The sequence below is a fragment of the Enterococcus sp. ARL09-542 genome (genome assembly GCF_005234805.1).
Lineage (GTDB): Bacteria > Bacillota > Bacilli > Lactobacillales > Enterococcaceae > Enterococcus_D > Enterococcus_D gallinarum.
The window spans coordinates 87,456-103,309 of sequence record NZ_QPQX01000001.1; the positions used below are offsets into that span (position 1 = coordinate 87,456).

13 protein-coding genes and 1 pseudogene are annotated in these 15,854 nt (G+C 41.7%); 10 read left to right on the plus strand and 4 right to left on the minus strand.

Features of this window, described 5'->3' with window-relative positions; translation table 11 throughout:
- Positions 1-196: 196 nt before the first annotated feature.
- Both DVW06_RS00425 and DVW06_RS00430 read right to left on the minus strand, forming a co-directional pair.
- Positions 197-523 (minus strand): YbjQ family protein, encoded by a 327-nt coding sequence (locus DVW06_RS00425; protein ID WP_029486440.1) that lies wholly within the window; start codon positions 521-523, stop codon positions 197-199.
- A 16-nt stretch (positions 524-539) separates the two neighbouring features.
- Positions 540-1,271, minus strand: a complete 732-nt coding sequence (locus DVW06_RS00430) for a MerR family transcriptional regulator (protein WP_137264296.1) — start codon at positions 1,269-1,271, stop codon at positions 540-542.
- 242 nt (positions 1,272-1,513) lie between these two features.
- Here DVW06_RS00430 and DVW06_RS00435 point away from each other — a divergent pair, with 242 nt between their 5' ends.
- Positions 1,514-2,554 carry a DUF1002 domain-containing protein gene (locus tag DVW06_RS00435; RefSeq protein ID WP_005470496.1) on the plus strand — a complete coding sequence of 347 codons (1,041 nt, stop codon included), beginning with the start codon at positions 1,514-1,516 and terminating at the stop codon, positions 2,552-2,554.
- A 102-nt stretch (positions 2,555-2,656) separates the two neighbouring features.
- Positions 2,657-3,028, plus strand: a complete 372-nt coding sequence (locus DVW06_RS00440; RefSeq protein ID WP_003125563.1) for a YccF domain-containing protein — start codon at positions 2,657-2,659, stop codon at positions 3,026-3,028.
- 131 nt (positions 3,029-3,159) lie between these two features.
- On the opposite strand, the gene DVW06_RS00445 is transcribed toward DVW06_RS00440, so the two are convergent.
- Entirely contained in the window at positions 3,160-3,699 is a 540-nt protein-coding gene (locus DVW06_RS00445; protein WP_137264297.1) for a VanZ family protein, read from the minus strand.
- 280 nt (positions 3,700-3,979) lie between these two features.
- Here DVW06_RS00445 and kdpA point away from each other — a divergent pair, with 280 nt between their 5' ends.
- The 5 genes and pseudogenes from kdpA to DVW06_RS00470 all read left to right on the plus strand — a co-directional run bounded on the left by kdpA (position 3,980) and on the right by DVW06_RS00470 (position 11,553).
- Positions 3,980-5,656: a potassium-transporting ATPase subunit KdpA gene (kdpA, locus tag DVW06_RS00450; protein ID WP_003125565.1), complete on the plus strand. Its 1,677-nt coding sequence runs from the start codon at positions 3,980-3,982 to the stop codon at positions 5,654-5,656.
- Between the two features lie 10 nt (positions 5,657-5,666).
- Positions 5,667-7,703, plus strand: a pseudogene (gene kdpB / locus DVW06_RS00455) (potassium-transporting ATPase subunit KdpB); the annotation flags it as partial.
- 24 nt (positions 7,704-7,727) lie between these two features.
- Positions 7,728-8,249 carry a potassium-transporting ATPase subunit C gene (locus DVW06_RS00460; protein WP_003125567.1) on the plus strand — a complete coding sequence of 174 codons (522 nt, stop codon included), beginning with the start codon at positions 7,728-7,730 and terminating at the stop codon, positions 8,247-8,249.
- Between the two features lie 25 nt (positions 8,250-8,274).
- The gene (locus tag DVW06_RS00465) at positions 8,275-10,851 is read left to right on the plus strand and encodes a sensor histidine kinase (RefSeq protein WP_034704019.1); all 2,577 of its coding nucleotides are present in this window, start codon (positions 8,275-8,277) and stop codon (positions 10,849-10,851) included.
- Between the two features lie 15 nt (positions 10,852-10,866).
- Positions 10,867-11,553, plus strand: a complete 687-nt coding sequence (locus DVW06_RS00470) for a response regulator transcription factor (RefSeq protein WP_021150372.1) — start codon at positions 10,867-10,869, stop codon at positions 11,551-11,553.
- A gap of 261 nt (positions 11,554-11,814) precedes the next feature.
- On the opposite strand, the gene DVW06_RS00475 is transcribed toward DVW06_RS00470, so the two are convergent.
- Positions 11,815-12,663 carry a MurR/RpiR family transcriptional regulator gene (locus DVW06_RS00475; RefSeq protein ID WP_003125570.1) on the minus strand — a complete coding sequence of 283 codons (849 nt, stop codon included), beginning with the start codon at positions 12,661-12,663 and terminating at the stop codon, positions 11,815-11,817.
- A 150-nt stretch (positions 12,664-12,813) separates the two neighbouring features.
- On the opposite strand from DVW06_RS00475, the gene gnd reads away from it, so the two are divergent.
- Genes gnd through DVW06_RS00490 form a run of 3 tightly spaced genes read left to right on the plus strand, consistent with a single transcriptional unit; the run spans position 12,814 to position 15,853 of the window.
- Positions 12,814-13,716: a phosphogluconate dehydrogenase (NAD(+)-dependent, decarboxylating) gene (gnd, locus tag DVW06_RS00480; RefSeq protein WP_137264298.1), complete on the plus strand. Its 903-nt coding sequence runs from the start codon at positions 12,814-12,816 to the stop codon at positions 13,714-13,716.
- Positions 13,717-13,732: 16 nt separating this feature from the next.
- A complete protein-coding gene (locus tag DVW06_RS00485) occupies positions 13,733-14,737 on the plus strand; it encodes a D-isomer specific 2-hydroxyacid dehydrogenase family protein (RefSeq protein ID WP_137264299.1) in 1,005 nt (334 codons plus the stop codon).
- Positions 14,738-14,749: 12 nt separating this feature from the next.
- A complete protein-coding gene (locus DVW06_RS00490) occupies positions 14,750-15,853 on the plus strand; it encodes an iron-containing alcohol dehydrogenase family protein (RefSeq protein WP_003125575.1) in 1,104 nt (367 codons plus the stop codon).
- The last annotated feature ends 1 nt before the right edge of the window (position 15,854 follow it).

Here is a 15,854-nt window from a genome sequence, read left to right on the forward strand (position 1 = left end):
AAATTTGTTGCTGGGAAAAAATAGTGCCGCTTGATTGGAGTTGTGAGTTATTAAAAGGGTCTTATACCTAGACTCTCAAAAAAACATACTTTTTTCTCAGGCGAAAAATTAATGTGGAAAGAATGAGCTATCACGGCATAATGCTGCCTTACATTGTTTAGTAAGCTGATTTTTTATAGATGAGAGCCTAGTGCACCTATTCTTCAACAACAACTGCTGTTCCGCTAGCTGTTACAACGATGAGCATGATATCAGAATTTACAAATTGATTATAACTAACACGGGTATTGATTATCGCGTTTGCAGACAGACTACGGGCTTGTGATTCTAATTCTAAAAGAGCCAATTTCCTTCCGCTTGAATATTCATTAGAATAAGTAGTAGATTTTCCGCCAAATATCCCTTTAATACCACTGATTGTATCTTTCACAATGTTAATTGAAATGACTTGTTCATTAAAGATAGCTCCTTTTACTTCACGAATTCTTTTATCCGCAATTGTTTCCGTTGTTACTGTAAACATATCCAATCCTCTTTTCTTATAATTTAATCTCAACAGTAAAAATGGTGGCATTATTATAGGCTAATGAACAATAGATATTTTCAAAAACTAAGAAATGATGTGGTGAAGTATCCTTTATAGCTAGTAATTTATCAGCTAAAAAAAGATCAATATTTTTTTTAATGCAGTCTTCCGTATTAACGATAAAGCTCATACTGGCATAAGTCCCTTTAGCAAAGAAAAGATCATCCTCTTTATTTTTGCTTTGAAAGCAAGGAATCACTTCATTTTCATTATGAACATAGAATAGTTGATCGAGGGACGAGAAGTTCATTTTTGTTGCTTTGATCAAATCAATCTCGGAATTATCAATAACCGTTTCCGGAAAAGGATGGAAGTAGCGATCCGCTCTTTCAAAGAAAGTTATTTCATTTAGCTTGTAGCGTTCTTGAGCCTGGATGATCTTCTGCACGGTATTTTTTATAGCAAGTAATTCGTCGATTTTTTTTTGAAGATTTTGTTCAGCTTCCAAAAAATAGTGGGCTACATCCTCTTCAGTTAAAACCGTTTTAATTGTTTTAAGAGAGTAGCCAATGTTCCTAAGAACGATAATTTGATATAATCTATAAACATTTTCTTCATCGAAAAAGAAATAACCATTGTCTCTCCTTTCCTTAGGTGTCAGCAAATCAATATCAATATAGTGCCGGATTGTGTGTTTTGAAATAGAAAATAAGGTTGCTAGTTCACTTGTTGTCAGTAATTTCATCGTTCGCCTCCTAATAATCAGTATATAGTGTCGGGTAACCACACAGTCAATAACAAATGTAATAAAGATAATAAATACGTTTGTAGTCAGTATCCTCAATATTGCGATAAAAAAACATTTTAATTTTTTCTTTAAACAAGTAGATCATAAATTTTCCTTCAAATCCGACCCTAGCCGTAGGTCGAAACGTATCTCTTATAGTACAATAATAGAAACAGGAAAATAGTTAGATGGAGGATACTATGAAAAAAAATATCAGAAAAAAACAAATGATTTTAGCCACTCTCTTGGTTTCTAGCCAAGTTTTAGTTGCCGCACCATTAGCATTTGCTGAAGAATCAACTTCAAGTGAAGGGCGCTCAGCAATCTCACAAACGATCGAAACCTCGTCTTCGGCAGCTTCAGAGACAGCAAGCTCAGAAACTGCGACTTCTACGACGGATAGTAAAGAAAAATTGCAGATCAATGCGGTAGCCATTGGTAATGCATTAACAAAAGAGCAAGAAAACTATACCCTGGATCAACTGGGGATCAAAGGAGAAACACCGATCTATACGACTTCAGGTTCCGATTTAATGAAATATATCCCTGATGGTGGCTTTACTAAAGATTGGGCGGTGTATAGTTCTGTCCGCATGCAGACCCTTGATAGTGGCGAAGGAATCACGGTGGATATTGCGACACCTAAAAATATCACCCGCATCACTGCCGCACAATACCAAAATGCCGCACTGACTGCTGGGATCACAGATGCTAAGCTAACAGTAGCTTCTGCTGTACCGATTGACGGTTCTGGGGCATTGGCAGGAGTCTACAAAATCGTTGAAGAATCCGGCGGCATCATCAATCAAGATCGTGTCAGTGTTGCGCAAGATGAAATGGATGTCTTATCAACCATTACAGAAGAAAACAAAGACAAAGAAGGCTATTCTGATGAAGCTCTGAATGCTGCACAAGAACAAGCGAAAACAGAGCTAGCTGCCCAAACAGCTGATGGCTCAGAATTGACCCAATCCGATATTCAAGCAACTGTTGAAAAAGCATTGAAAGACAATGGTTTAGAGGGAATCGTGACTTCGGATCAAGTTACTGAATTGACAACATTGATGAGCGACATGAAAGACAAAAATATTTTTGAAGATTTTGTCAAAGAGTTGGATCTTTCAGAAGCCCGCAAACAAATTGAAGAAAAATCCAAAGGACTATGGGAAAATGTTAAAAACTTCTTCAGTGGACTTTGGTCTTCGATCACGGGTGTATTTGGCGGAAATTCTAACGAATAAGCAGTTGGCTAAATGAATGTAATCAAAAACGAACGAAGGATAATGCAAGGCGGTCGTCATCTATGATGGCCGCTTTTTTCAAAGGAAAGGAATGTGATGAGTATGAGTTGTTTAGGAAACCTGATTTGGATGATTTTTGGTGGATTGCTTGGTGCAATTTCGTGGTTTTTGGCCGGTTGTCTGTGGTGTGTGACGATCATCGGTATCCCGATTGGTTTGCAGTGTTTTAAATTCGCTTCTTTATCATTGGCTCCTTTTGGAAAAGAAGTTGTCTATAGTGGTTCAGGGGTTTCTTTGCTATTGAATATCCTGTGGCTGATTTTTTCAGGAATACCTTTGGCAATCGCTCATCTGATGAGTGCCATTCTCTTAACGATTACGATTATTGGGATTCCTTTTGCGAAACAGTCGCTGAAACTAGCGGGTCTAGCATTGATGCCTTTTGGTGCCACGATCGTTTCAACAAATCGCTAAACAAAGTGATCTGCTTGATTTCCGGCAACAGCAATACCCATCTAGTAAAACTGCAAGATTTTCTTTTCGAATAGACAGATACGAAAAAGAGCCTTTTGACGGGCTCTTTTTTGCTTGCTCCGATAGTTGATTTACGACTCACTAGGGGAATGAAGCATAAATTTTCTAAGAAAGGATCGCTCAGGCAGCACAGTGAAAAGAAAGCGACTGAGTAAATAACCAAGTAATGCCCCAACGGTATTTGCAATCAAATCCACGACATCTGCCCCTCGCCAGCCGCCTAGGAAATAATTGCTTAAAAACTGCAGTACTTCGATACTAAAGCTGACCGAAAATCCCAGCAGAACAGCTCGAAAAATAGAAGTTTTGTTAGCCATCAAATAATAAAAAACAGCTAATGGCGCCAACATAATGAGATTAGGGAGTATCGAAAGATCTGCTGCTAAGGAGAAGTTGATGCGACTAAGCCAATCGGATTGATTGGCATAGACCCCTGTTTGGATTTGAAAAGGGAAAAAAGTCAAGTAAAGGACAGCGAAACTATAGAAAACAAAGGCTCCAACCGTTATTTTTTGAAAAAGTGAAAGCTGAGCAGCATTGTAACGCAGAATCAAATAGCAAGTAACAAGAAATAACGGGATTAAGACCAGACCCGAGATCGTAAACTGCATTATTGATTGCTCCTTTCTAGATTAAGTGAGACAAGTATAACCAAATATAACAGGGTGGGCAAGAAGATAAATCCGCTAATTCGCTGTAAACAGACAGATTGTGTTACAGCTCATCGTATAAAGAAGATATAAAGAAATCCAGCGAACCTTGATACTATCTTTACAACATTTTTTTTAAGATAAGATCAAAGGAGAGGAAGAAGATGTTACTACTTTTAGGATGTTTGAGTTTTGGATTGATGCTTTATCTATTTTGGTTTCTGTTCAAGGGGGAAGAGTTATGATGAGCTTTGTTTTTCAAGGGCTGTTTTTCTTTTTTGTATTACTGATTTTAGCAGCCCCTTTAGGGTTTTATATCAAGATGATCATGACGGGGGAGACGCCCCGTTTCGTCCGCTTTATCCAACCGATCGAGCGGGGTTTCTATCGGTTGATCGGTTCAGAAAGTCAGCGAAAAATGTCCGCAAAACGTTATTTGATCAGTGTATTAGGGCTAGGAATCAGTTCGCTGCTGTTTTTGACGGTACTTTTAATGGTTCAAGGTTGGCTGCCGGGTGGAGCAAAGGTTGATAATCTGTCTTTTGATTTAGCACTTAATACAGCTGTCAGCTTTATCACTAATACGAACTGGCAAGCATATTCTGGCGAGTTGGCACTATCCAATAGTACACAAGTCTTTGGTTTGACTGTCCAAAATTTCTTGTCGGCGGCAGTTGGATTGGCTGTTCTTTGTGCATTCATTCGTGGATTGGTTCAGAAAAAAGAATCCTATTTAGGCAATTTTTGGCAAGACATGGTTCGCGGATTATTGTATATCCTATTACCACTGTCCACGATCATTGCGATTTTATTGATCTCTCAAGGAGTCGTTCAAACCTTCAGTAGCGGAATGGCCTACAACAGTTTGGAAGGAGAAAATCTTTGGTTATATCTTGGCCCTGTTGCTAGTCAGGTGGCTATCAAACAGTTAGGGACGAACGGTGGCGGCTTTTTTGGGGCCAATTCGGCCTATCCATTTGAGAATCCGACGATTTTTTCAAACTTTATCGAGAATTTAGCCATTCTCCTTTTACCAGCTGCGCTGATTTTTGCTTTTGGCTTTTGGGTAAAAGACTGGAAACAAGGACGAACGATTTTATTTGTTTCGCTGTTCTTCCTATTTGCCGCTTTTTTAGGTGTATTGATCAGTGAAAACTATGGACCGATTTTCAACGATGTCGTTGGTTCAGCCAATATGGAAGGCAAAGAAATTCGCTTTGGGATTGGCTGGTCAAGTTTGTGGGCAGTCAGTACCACGGCAGCTTCCAATGGATCGGTCAACGCGATGTTGGATAGCTTCACTCCATTAGGCGGTGCAGTGCCGATGTTTCTCATGCAACTAGGGGAAATCATTTTTGGTGGTGTCGGTAGCGGGCTTTATGGGATGTTAGCATTTCTGCTTTTAGCAGTGTTCATTGCCGGACTGCTTGTTGGACGCACACCAGAATATTTAGGCAAGAAAATCGAAGCCTTTGATATCAAAATGGCAAGTTTAGTCATTTTGACGCCGCTTCTGCTGACGCTGTTTGGGGCGATGGCGCTTGCGATGCACCCGGATATTTTGGAATGGTTGACCAACAAAGGGGCTCACGGATTTAGTGAGCTGTTATACGGAGCAACATCATTGGCTAATAACAACGGAAGTGCATTTAATGGGTTGTTAGCAGATACCCCATTTTTGAATGTCTTAGGTAGTGGACTCATGCTTTTCTCTCGGTATATTCCGATCATCGCCGTTTTATTTTTGGCTGAAAACATGGGACGCAAGAAGAAAGTAGCTGTGAATGACGGTACTCTTTCTACCGTCAATCCGACATTCGTCACGATGTTGATGATTGTGATTTTAGTGATCGGGGCATTAAGTTTTCTACCTGCATTGGCATTAGGTCCGATCGCAGATTTTCTTACACTGAAATAAAAAGGAGAAGAATAAAATGAAAAAGATATATCGCTGGGCAATCAAGCAAGCATTTCTCAAACTAGATCCGCGGCAACAAATAAAAAATCCAGTGATGTTCGTGGTTTATATTGGTGCCATCGCAGCGACGGTTCTCTGCTTTGAACAATCTGACATTCCATTGTGGTTTACCATCACGATCACCAGCTTACTTTGGCTCACATTGCTGTTCGCAAATTTTGCTGAAGCGGTCGCGGAAGGTCGTGGGAAAGCTCAGGCAGATAGCTTAAAACAAGCCAAAAAAGACGTCATGACTTACAAAATCAATGATTTACAGGATATCCAATCAGAGCAGTTCATCGAAATGAAGTCATCAGATTTGAAAAAAGGTGACTTGGTTTATGTCGTTTCTGGACAACAGATTCCGGCAGACGGCGATGTCATTGAAGGTGCTGCCTCGGTAGATGAAAGTGCCATTACGGGTGAATCAGCGCCAGTAATTCGAGAATCAGGTGGAGACCGCAGTGCAGTCACTGGCGGGACAACGGTGGTTTCCGATTACTTGGTCATTCGAGTGACGTCTGAAAATGGACATTCGTTTTTGGATAAAATGATTTCAATGGTAGAAGGGACACAACGCAAAAAAACGCCTAATGAAATAGGACTGCAGATTTTTCTGATCACATTGACGATCATCTTTTTAGCGGTGGCAGTAACATTAGTCCCATTTACGGAACTAAGCAGTATTCTTTCGCAAAAAGGAACCGCGCTTTCTAGTATTGTAATTATTGCATTGCTCGTTTGTCTAGCCCCAACGACCATCGGTGCACTGATCTCTTCGATCGGGATTGCTGGAATGAGCCGTCTGACGAAAGAAAATGTTATTGCCATGAGCGGTCGTGCCATCGAAGCGGCTGGTGATGTCGATATTTTGTTATTGGATAAAACAGGAACCATTACACTGGGAAATCGTCGGGCAAGTGCCTTTCTACCTGTAGACGGTATTGGTGAAGAACAATTAGCAGATGCCGCGCAGCTTTCCTCATTAGCTGACGAAACGGCAGAAGGCCGCAGTATTGTTATTCTAGCCAAAGAAAAATTTGGGATTCGAGAACGCGCTTTTGAACAATCCGAAGTGAAATTTATCGATTTTAGTGCCAAAACACGGATGAGCGGCATGGATTATCGTGGCGATCAAATTCGTAAAGGTGCGGCGGATACGATCAAGAAATATGTGCTCGCTCGTGGCGGTACCTACCCACCACAGTGTGACCAAATCGTAGCCAAAGTGGCGCACTCTGGGGGTACCCCGTTGGTAGTTGTCAAAAATGACCAAGTCATGGGGGTCATCTATTTGAAGGACATCGTCAAAAACGGTGTACAGGAAAATTTTGCCGATATGCGGAAAATGGGTATCAAAACTATCATGATCACAGGAGACAACCCGTTGACCGCAGCAGCGATTGCAGCAGAAGCGGGAGTCGATGATTTCCTCGCTGAAGCAACGCCAGAAAACAAAATGGAATTGATTCGGCAATACCAAGAAAAAGGACACTTGGTTGCCATGACCGGCGACGGAACCAACGATGCACCAGCATTGGCTCAAGCAGATGTGGCAATGGCTATGAATACTGGAACACAGGCTGCCAAAGAGGCTGGCAACATGATCGATCTGGATTCCAGTCCAACCAAATTGCTGCAGGTCGTACGAATCGGTAAACAGCTGTTGATGACTCGTGGTGCATTGACGACATTCAGCATTGCCAATGATGTGGCGAAATATTTCGCCGTGATCCCTGTTCTTTTTTATGGCATCTATCCTGAACTGGCGCAATTGAACGTGATGCAGTTAGGTAGTCCACTGACGGCGATCTTGTCAGCCGTGATTTACAATGCGGTCATTATCGTTGCTTTGATTCCATTAGCTCTAAAAGGAGTCAAATACAAAGAAAAACCAGCCAGCCAAATTTTGCGCCACAATTTACTGGTATATGGACTAGGCGGATTGATCGCACCTTTCATTTTTATCAAATTGATCGATATCGTGCTAAGCTTTTTCCTACTATGAATAAATTGAAAGAAGGATGCAGAAATGAAAAAGATTCTAGGGACTCAATTGCGTTTCTTGGTGTTTAGTATTTTGTTTTTTGGCGGGGTGTATACTGCTGTGATCACTGGTGTCGGTCAATTGCTATTTTCCAACCAAGCCAATGGTAGTCAACGAATGGTAGAGGGAGAAGTAGTTGGTTCAACACTGATTGGTCAGCAGTTCCTGCAACCAGGCTACTTTGCTGGCAGAAGCAATGCGGTCTCCCAATTGTCTCCGGTCTCTGCGGAACAAGAGGGACTGGTATCCGACAGAAAGACGGCGCTTCAAAGAGAAAATCAAATCACAGAGGTACCGGTTGATCTGGTGACTGCATCAGCCAGCGGATTAGATCCGCATATTAGTGTCGCTGCAGCCGAGATACAAGTACCTCGCATCGCCAAAGAACGTAAACAGAAGGAAACAGCCATTCGTGCTATAATAAAAGAAAAGACACAAAAAGATTGGTTTTCTGATCGAACATTTGTCAATGTGCTTGAACTGAATTTAGCATTAGATAAACTGTAAGTGATTGTTGATGGGAGAGGCAAACATGGATAGACCAACATCAGTAGATACATTGAAAGCAGAAAATCGAAAAAAAGGCCGGCTGCGGGTGTACTTTGGCTTTGCTGCAGGAGTAGGAAAAACTTACGCCATGCTTTTAGAAGCACAGGAACTAAAAGCCCTCGGCAAAGATGTGGTGATAGGTTACATCGAACCCCATGATCGTCCAGATACCAATAGTCTGCTGGCTGGTTTGCCGCAGATTCCGTTGAAAGAAATCCAATACAAAGGGATCACGTTGACTGAACCAGATATCGATGCGATCATTCAGCAGCAGCCTGCGATTGTCTTAATCGATGAGTTGGCCCATACGAACGCTGAAGGATCAAGAAATCGCAAGAGGTATCAAGACATTGAAGAACTTTTAAATGCCGGTATTGATGTGCATACGACGGTCAATGTCCAACACATTGAAAGCTTGAATGATATTGTAGAAGAAGTCACTGGGATCGAAGTCAAAGAGACGGTCCCAGATACATTCTTCCAACAAGCAACATTGAAAGTGATCGATGTCGAGCCAGATGAGCTGATCGATCGGTTGGCACAAGGAAAAATCTATGCCAACGAAAATGCCAAGCGAGCGTTGCAGAATTTTTTTATTCCCAAAAAACTGGAACAACTGCGGGGATTGGCAATTCAGCGGGCTTCTGACCACATCAATCGAATCAGTGGCCGAACCAATGGAATCCAGAGCAAACTGATCACGATTGTCCAGGATGCATTCCCTAAAATGGCAGAAAAAAGTATTCGTTGGACAGCGCGATTAGCGCAAGGCCTAGGTGCTGAATGGACTGTGCTTTACATACGTTCGGAAGAAAAAAATGAAGCAACGACATTAGCCGAAAAGTTAGGCGCGGAAGTCGTTGTCATTGAAGAAGACAATTATTTTGAAACAATCATCGAATATGCCAAGCTGGTGGGAGCCACCGACATCATCATGGGTAAAAACCTGGCCAAGCCATGGTATGAGAAACTGTTTGTGGAAGAACTTGATGTGCGGCTACTGAAACGGTTGCCTGACACTGAGATTCATTTGATTCCTTACAAAGAGGAGCGTGCTTCTATTTTTTCTCTTTCCAAGAAAGTCATTGAAGGAGGGGGAAAGGATCTAGCGATTGCCCTGATCAGTGTTTTCTTAGCGACACTGACGACTGAAGTGATGCAGTATTTGCATTTTGGTGATCAGAATTTGATGCTCGTCTACATCTTTTTTATTCTACTTGTGGCGCGGCTAACTTCAGGCTATTTCTGGAGCGCTCTTTCTTCGATCCTGAGCGTCCTAGCCTTCAACTGGTTCTTCGTTGAACCACTGTACTCCTTGACCGTCTATAAACAAGGTTATCCGATTACGTTAGTCATCATGCTGCTTGTCGCACTAATGATCAGTAATCTAATGGTTCGTTTAAAAAAACAAGCTGTTCATTCAATGGAAAAAGAACAGCAGATGGAAATACTTTATGAGTTGAACAAGCAATTTGTTCTAGCAGAAGACCGGCAGCAGATTTTTGATTTGTCAGCCACCTATCTGGCCCGCTTGTTAGATCGCGAAGTGATTTTGTATGATGCACAAGCGCAAAAACAAAGCCAATATGGTGCAAAAAAACAATCCGCATTGAGTCATCCGGAAGAAGCGGCTGTTGCTTATTGGTCTGCCAAAAATCAGAAAGAGTCTGGCTATGGGACCGATACATTAAGTGGTGCAAAGGGATTTTATTTACCGATTATTGCCAATAGCAAAACATTGGCCGTTTTAGGCATTCGCAGAAGCCGTAATTTTCCACTTGAGAACAGCCAACTAAATTATCTGCGCTTAGTGTTGACCCAGTTAGCTGTGATTTTAGAACAAACAGAATTGAAGGATGAAAAAGAAAAAATTGAATTAGAAAATGAACGAGAAAAAGTTCGCAGCAATTTGTTGCGGGCCATCTCTCATGATTTACGGACACCTTTAACGGCGATTTCAGGAATTGCGGAGACGCTCTTACAAACTAATAACTCTTTAAAGGAAGCGACTCGCAGCAAGTTATTGAGAGACATCCAAAGTGAGTCCCAATGGCTGATCCGCATGGTGGAGAATTTGCTTTCGATCACTCGTATCAACATGGATACGATGCAAGTCAAGAAAACCCCAGAACCAATCGAAGAGATCATTGGCGCAGTCTATGAACATGCCAAAAAAGTCTATCCGGAAAAAGAGTTGATCGTTCAGCTGCCGGAATCGGTCCTGTTCGTGGAGGTAGATCCGATTTTGATGGAACAAGCAATTTTTAATTTGGTAGAAAATGCCTTTCGTCATGGTTCAGATTCGGGAAAAGTTTACTTGTCTGTCTTTCAAGAAGGAGCGAAAACGGTATTTGAAATAAAAAATACCGGAGAAATATCGATGAAGCAGTTTGAACGGATCCAATCAAATCTGTCTTCAGACAATGAAGTGCCGGTAGACTCAAAAAATGGTCTCGGCATCGGCTTGAGTATCGTCAAAACCATTGTTCATGCCCATCATGGCAAGTTGGAGATGGCCGTAGCAGATGGTCAAACGGTCGTACGCATTTATTTGAATTAACTGGAGGTGGGCATCATGGGAAGAACTGTCTTGCTGATTGAAGACGATCCGACGATCGCCGATTTTATGGAAGTCGTTTTAGAAAAAGAAAGGTATCATATTCGAGTAGCAGAGACTGGAATGGCTGCTCTGACGATTTTTCAGGAACAATCCTTTGACTTGATTTTACTTGACCTAGGACTACCCGATATTGACGGCATGGAGTTATTGAAAATCATTCGCAAACGGATGGCGGTGCCATTGATCGTGATTTCAGCTCGCAGCAATGAAAGCGAGAAAGTCAAAGCGTTGGATCTTGGTGCGGATGATTATGTGACCAAGCCATTTGGTATGAATGAATTGCTTGCAAGGATCCGCACAGCATTCAGGCATCGGAAGCAAGAGCCAATGCCGCTAGTCATCAAGAATGGTGAATTAACACTTGATACTGAAAGGCAGCTTTTGACTAAGGCCGGAACAGAGATCCATTTAACCAAAAATGAGTACCGAATTTTAACTGTTTTGTTCCAACATCTAGGCAAAGTCGTAACGTACCAAACGTTGGCGACAGAAGTTTGGGGACCTTATGGCACTGATCCGCAAGTATTGCGGGTCAATATGTCAAATATACGAAAAAAGATCGAGACCAATACCATCAGTCCCGAATACTTGATCACTGAGATTGGTCTCGGTTATCGCTTAAGGGATCATCGCGACTTGTGAGGATTTTTAACAAGAGAAAGCAGACTGTTTTTCTATGAGGAAAGACAGTCTGCTTTTTTCTATTATCATGGACTAAAAATCGAACACGCTTGTGCTTAGACGGTATCAGAACTTTAATCGTTAGCTTTGGTTTTTATTTAGACTAGCCATCAATCCTCTGAAGTCCAAAGAAAGGAGAGCAGAGGAAATTACTTTTTCATAACCCATTAGTACATGATTGAAAGGTTTTAAAGATTAGGCTGCTACGCTATTTAAAGAAGGCTATTCTTTGATTTTAGAAATCGTACGTCGAACTTTCGCAATGGAGTCTTGGGATTTGTTGCGGTTGATAAACATCAAAATCACATAGAGCGAATCGATGATACTTAGTTGAGAGATTCTGGAAGCAAGAGCTTCTGAACGAAATTCGATCTCTTCGGAAACAGAAATAAATACGACATCCCCTAATTTGGCTAGCGGAGATGCTGCGTGACTGGTAATAACGATAACTTTGGCGCCGCAATCTTTGGCGACTTGCGCAAGTTCAATCGTTTCTTTCGATTTACCCGTATGAGAAATCAACAGGGCACAATCTTCTGGGGTCAGTAACGCTGCTTCCATCAACTGAATGTGATAATCCGCACTGTGAACGACAGAAATCGGTGAGCGCAAGAATTTATGGTATGCATCAGCTGCAACGATTTCAGAACCGCCTACGCCAAAAAAGAACAATCGCTTGGCACTGTCGATCATTTGGACGGCTTGTTTCAAATCTTCTTCTTGCAGTAGTTTTCGCGTATCGGTCAATGTGGTGAGGTTGGAATCAAAGACTTTGCGCGCCATGGTCAGCTCGTTATCTGATTGCTGAATATTTTCGTGGAAAGAGATGGCGGATAAATCATTTTCTTGCATCAACATGGCCATCTTAAAGTCTTTAAAACCGTTGTAACCAAGTTTTTTTGTAAATTGAAAAAATGTCGAATCCGCCATTCCTAGCTCATTTGCTAAATCACTAATGGAACTATGGCTAACCTTACTGGGGTTTTCGAGTATGTAATCGGCGATTGCTTGTTCTTTGGGGCTTAAGTCTTTATAGAGGGTCTTGATTTTTAAGCGAATCGATATAGTCATAGTGTTTTTCTCCTTTTTCAATACATTCCGAAGCCTTCATTTTTAAAGTACAACGATTTCCAAAGAAATGCAAATAAAAAATATTTTTTATTATTTATATTTACAAAAAATATTTTTTTGTATAATGAAGATAGAAATGGAGGCGCTATCATGGAGATTGGTATTATCGGTCTTGGCAAAATGGGCTTGAACTTAGCAAGCAATTTAAAAGATCATGGCTATCGAACGAAAGGGCTGGATCTTTCAGAACAAGCACGACTTACTGCACGAAGGGAGGGAATAGAAACATATGAGACTATCAGCCAAATGGTCGCTTCATTTACTGGCAAACGAGTCATCTGGCTGATGCTGCCAGCAGGGGAAATCACAGAATCGGTACTAAAAGACTTGCTGCCACTTGTTTTACCAGAAGATATCGTGATAGAAGGTGGAAATTCAAATTATAAAGATTCGATTCGACGAGGGAAACAATTTTCAGACAAAGAGGTTGCCTATTTGGATTGCGGCACTTCAGGAGGAATCTCCGGTGCGCGCAAGAATGCTTGTCTGATGGTCGGCGGCGACTTAAATGCCTTTCATTCGATCGAACAAGTATTCAAAAATGTTGCTATTGAGGGCGGATATCTTTATGCAGGCGTATCAGGAAGCGGTCATTTCTTGAAGATGATCCACAACGGGATCGAATATGGCATGATGCAAGCAATCGGTGAAGGGTTCCAACTGATTGAGCAGAGTGAGTATGCTTTTGATTTAGCAGCAGTAGCCCATGTCTGGAACCACGGATCGGTAATCCGCAGCTGGTTGATGGAGATTGCCGAAGCACAATTTTCCAACAGCCCCCACTTAGAAGAATATCGGGGTATCGTTGCTGCTTCAGGAGAAGCCAAATGGACGGTGGAAACAGCACTGGAAATGGACGTTGCCGTTCCAACAATTGCATTAAGTCTTTTCATGAGAAATTTATCACAAGAACAAGACAGCTTCTCAGCAAAAGTGGTGTCTGCGCTGAGAAATGGATTTGGCGGACACGAAATCGTAACAAAAACGGAATAAAGGAAGGAGACTTAGGATGCTTGAGTATAAGATTGCGATAGTCAACTCTAGTAGTTTTGGCAAAATATTTCCTCAACATATCCAGAGGCTCGAAAAAATCGGCACAGTGACTCATTTTGATGTGGAAAGTGACATTTCCGGGAAGGAATTGGCGCAACGTTTACAAGGTTATAATCTGATCATCGCCAGTGTGACGCCTCACTTTACAGAGGAATTTTTTGAACACAAAGATGAGCTATTATTGATCACTCGTCATGGTATTGGCTACAACAATATCGATCTAGAAGCTGCACGTAACCATCAAACGATCGTTTCGATCATCCCAGCATTGGTGGAACGAGATGCGGTGGCAGAAAATAATGTGACGAATCTGTTGGCGCTTTTGCGGTGTACCGTAGAGTCATCTGTGAAAGTTCGGCAAGATCAATGGGAGTCACGAGCCAAATTCGTCGGGCGAGCATTGTTCAATAAAACAGTAGGTGTCATAGGTGTAGGCAACACAGGAAGTTGTGTCGTGGAGATTTTGCGCAATGGGTTTCGCTGTGAGGTATTAGCCTATGATCCCTATCAATCAGCACTCCACATACAAAGTTATGGCGGGAAGAAAGTTGAGTTAGATGAGTTACTGACTCGTTCAGACATCATTTGTCTGTGTGCCAATTTGACAGATGAAAATTATCATATGATTTCAACCAAAGAAATTGAAAAAATGAAAGACCAAGTATATTTGTCAAATAGTGCTCGCGGAGCACTTTTAGATGAACAAGCAATTGTAAACGGTTTAAAATCCGGGAAGATCGCTGGCTTAGCGACAGATGTTTTAGAAGAAGAACCGGGGCGCAAGGATCACCCATACCTGGCATTTGATAACGTAATCATGACACCTAATACGTCTGCTTACACAATGGAGTGTCTCGAACAGATGGGAGAAAAATGTGTGACGGACATCGAACAGATCATTCAAGGGCAATTACCAGAACGAGCTGTTCAAGATCAAAGCGATTTTCTTATTTTCTCATAAGGAGGGAAGGAAATGTTAACTGATTTAAAAGTAAAAGTTGGTCCTCAGTTTTATCGTTACCATGAAGGTGCATTAGCCCATATTCCAGAGCTGCTGCAAGAATATCAAGCCAAACGATTATTAATCGTTCATGGCTCGATTTCATGGCAAAAAGCGCAACCCAAATTGACTTTTATCAACGAGGCGCCCCAGGATGTTTTTTATCATCAGTATACTGGGGAATGCAGTTACTACGGTGCAAATTTGATCAAAGATCAAGTAGAAGCACATCACATTGACTTTATCATCGGTGTCGGCGGCGGAAAATTGACCGATTTGGTCGGGTACGCAGCCCATCTGACCAATACGCCATTTGGTGTCGTGCCAACCTTAGCAAGTAATTGTGCACCATGGACACCGTTAGCTGTGATGTATAAAGAAAACGGCGAATCTGAAGGAATGTCAGAGCACTTCTTGCGGCAAGCAGCTTTTTTGATTACAGATCCGACACTAGTGATTGATGCGCCAGTTTCCTACTTTATTGCTGGACTAGCAGATACCATAGCAAAGTGGTATGAATCAGAAACAATTTTGGCGCAACCACAGCTTCAACATGAGCCTTTTCTACAATTGGCTGGCTACACAGCCAAACTATGCGAGAAAGCGATTGTATCTCAGTCAAAACAAGCAATCCAAGATATGGAAGAGCAAAAGGTAACAGAAGAATTCATTCACTTGTCAGAGATTGTGTTTGCAGTTGCCGGTTTAGTTGGTGGATTGGGTGACAAATACGCCCGCAATGCGGCAGCCCATGCGATGCATGACGCAATCAGCAAATATCTACCAGCAAGTCATCAGTTTTTGCATGGTGAAAAAGTTGCTTACGGCATTTTTTATCAATTAGCGATTGAAGAAAGATGGACGGTCATTGATCAGTTATTGCCGTTTTATCGAGAATTGCAGTTGCCAATGTCCCTGCATCAAATGGGGATCTATCCAGAAGACCCGCAAGTGATCGATCAGTTGGTGGCATTTGTTGATTCAAAAGAGAAAGTTCATCTGATTCCGGTTTCTATAACGAAAGAACGGCTGAAAAAAGCACTTTTAGATTTAGAAAACTATATCGAGCAGGTTTAGG

Excerpts from the sequence above, each read along its gene's own strand:
- DVW06_RS00425 (WP_029486440.1), bottom strand. The coding sequence starts at position 523 with ATGTTTACAGTAACAACGGAAACAATTGCGGATAAAAGAATTCGTGAA.
- DVW06_RS00430 (WP_137264296.1), bottom strand. The coding sequence starts at position 1,271 with ATGAAATTACTGACAACAAGTGAACTAGCAACCTTATTTTCTATTTCA.
- DVW06_RS00435 (WP_005470496.1), top strand. The coding sequence starts at position 1,514 with ATGAAAAAAAATATCAGAAAAAAACAAATGATTTTAGCCACTCTCTTG.
- DVW06_RS00440 (WP_003125563.1), top strand. The coding sequence starts at position 2,657 with ATGAGTTGTTTAGGAAACCTGATTTGGATGATTTTTGGTGGATTGCTT.
- DVW06_RS00445 (WP_137264297.1), bottom strand. The coding sequence starts at position 3,699 with ATGCAGTTTACGATCTCGGGTCTGGTCTTAATCCCGTTATTTCTTGTT.
- kdpA (WP_003125565.1), top strand. The coding sequence starts at position 3,980 with ATGATGAGCTTTGTTTTTCAAGGGCTGTTTTTCTTTTTTGTATTACTG.
- DVW06_RS00460 (WP_003125567.1), top strand. The coding sequence starts at position 7,728 with ATGAAAAAGATTCTAGGGACTCAATTGCGTTTCTTGGTGTTTAGTATT.
- DVW06_RS00465 (WP_034704019.1), top strand. The coding sequence starts at position 8,275 with ATGGATAGACCAACATCAGTAGATACATTGAAAGCAGAAAATCGAAAA.
- DVW06_RS00470 (WP_021150372.1), top strand. The coding sequence starts at position 10,867 with ATGGGAAGAACTGTCTTGCTGATTGAAGACGATCCGACGATCGCCGAT.
- DVW06_RS00475 (WP_003125570.1), bottom strand. The coding sequence starts at position 12,663 with ATGACTATATCGATTCGCTTAAAAATCAAGACCCTCTATAAAGACTTA.
- gnd (WP_137264298.1), top strand. The coding sequence starts at position 12,814 with ATGGAGATTGGTATTATCGGTCTTGGCAAAATGGGCTTGAACTTAGCA.
- DVW06_RS00485 (WP_137264299.1), top strand. The coding sequence starts at position 13,733 with ATGCTTGAGTATAAGATTGCGATAGTCAACTCTAGTAGTTTTGGCAAA.
- DVW06_RS00490 (WP_003125575.1), top strand. The coding sequence starts at position 14,750 with ATGTTAACTGATTTAAAAGTAAAAGTTGGTCCTCAGTTTTATCGTTAC.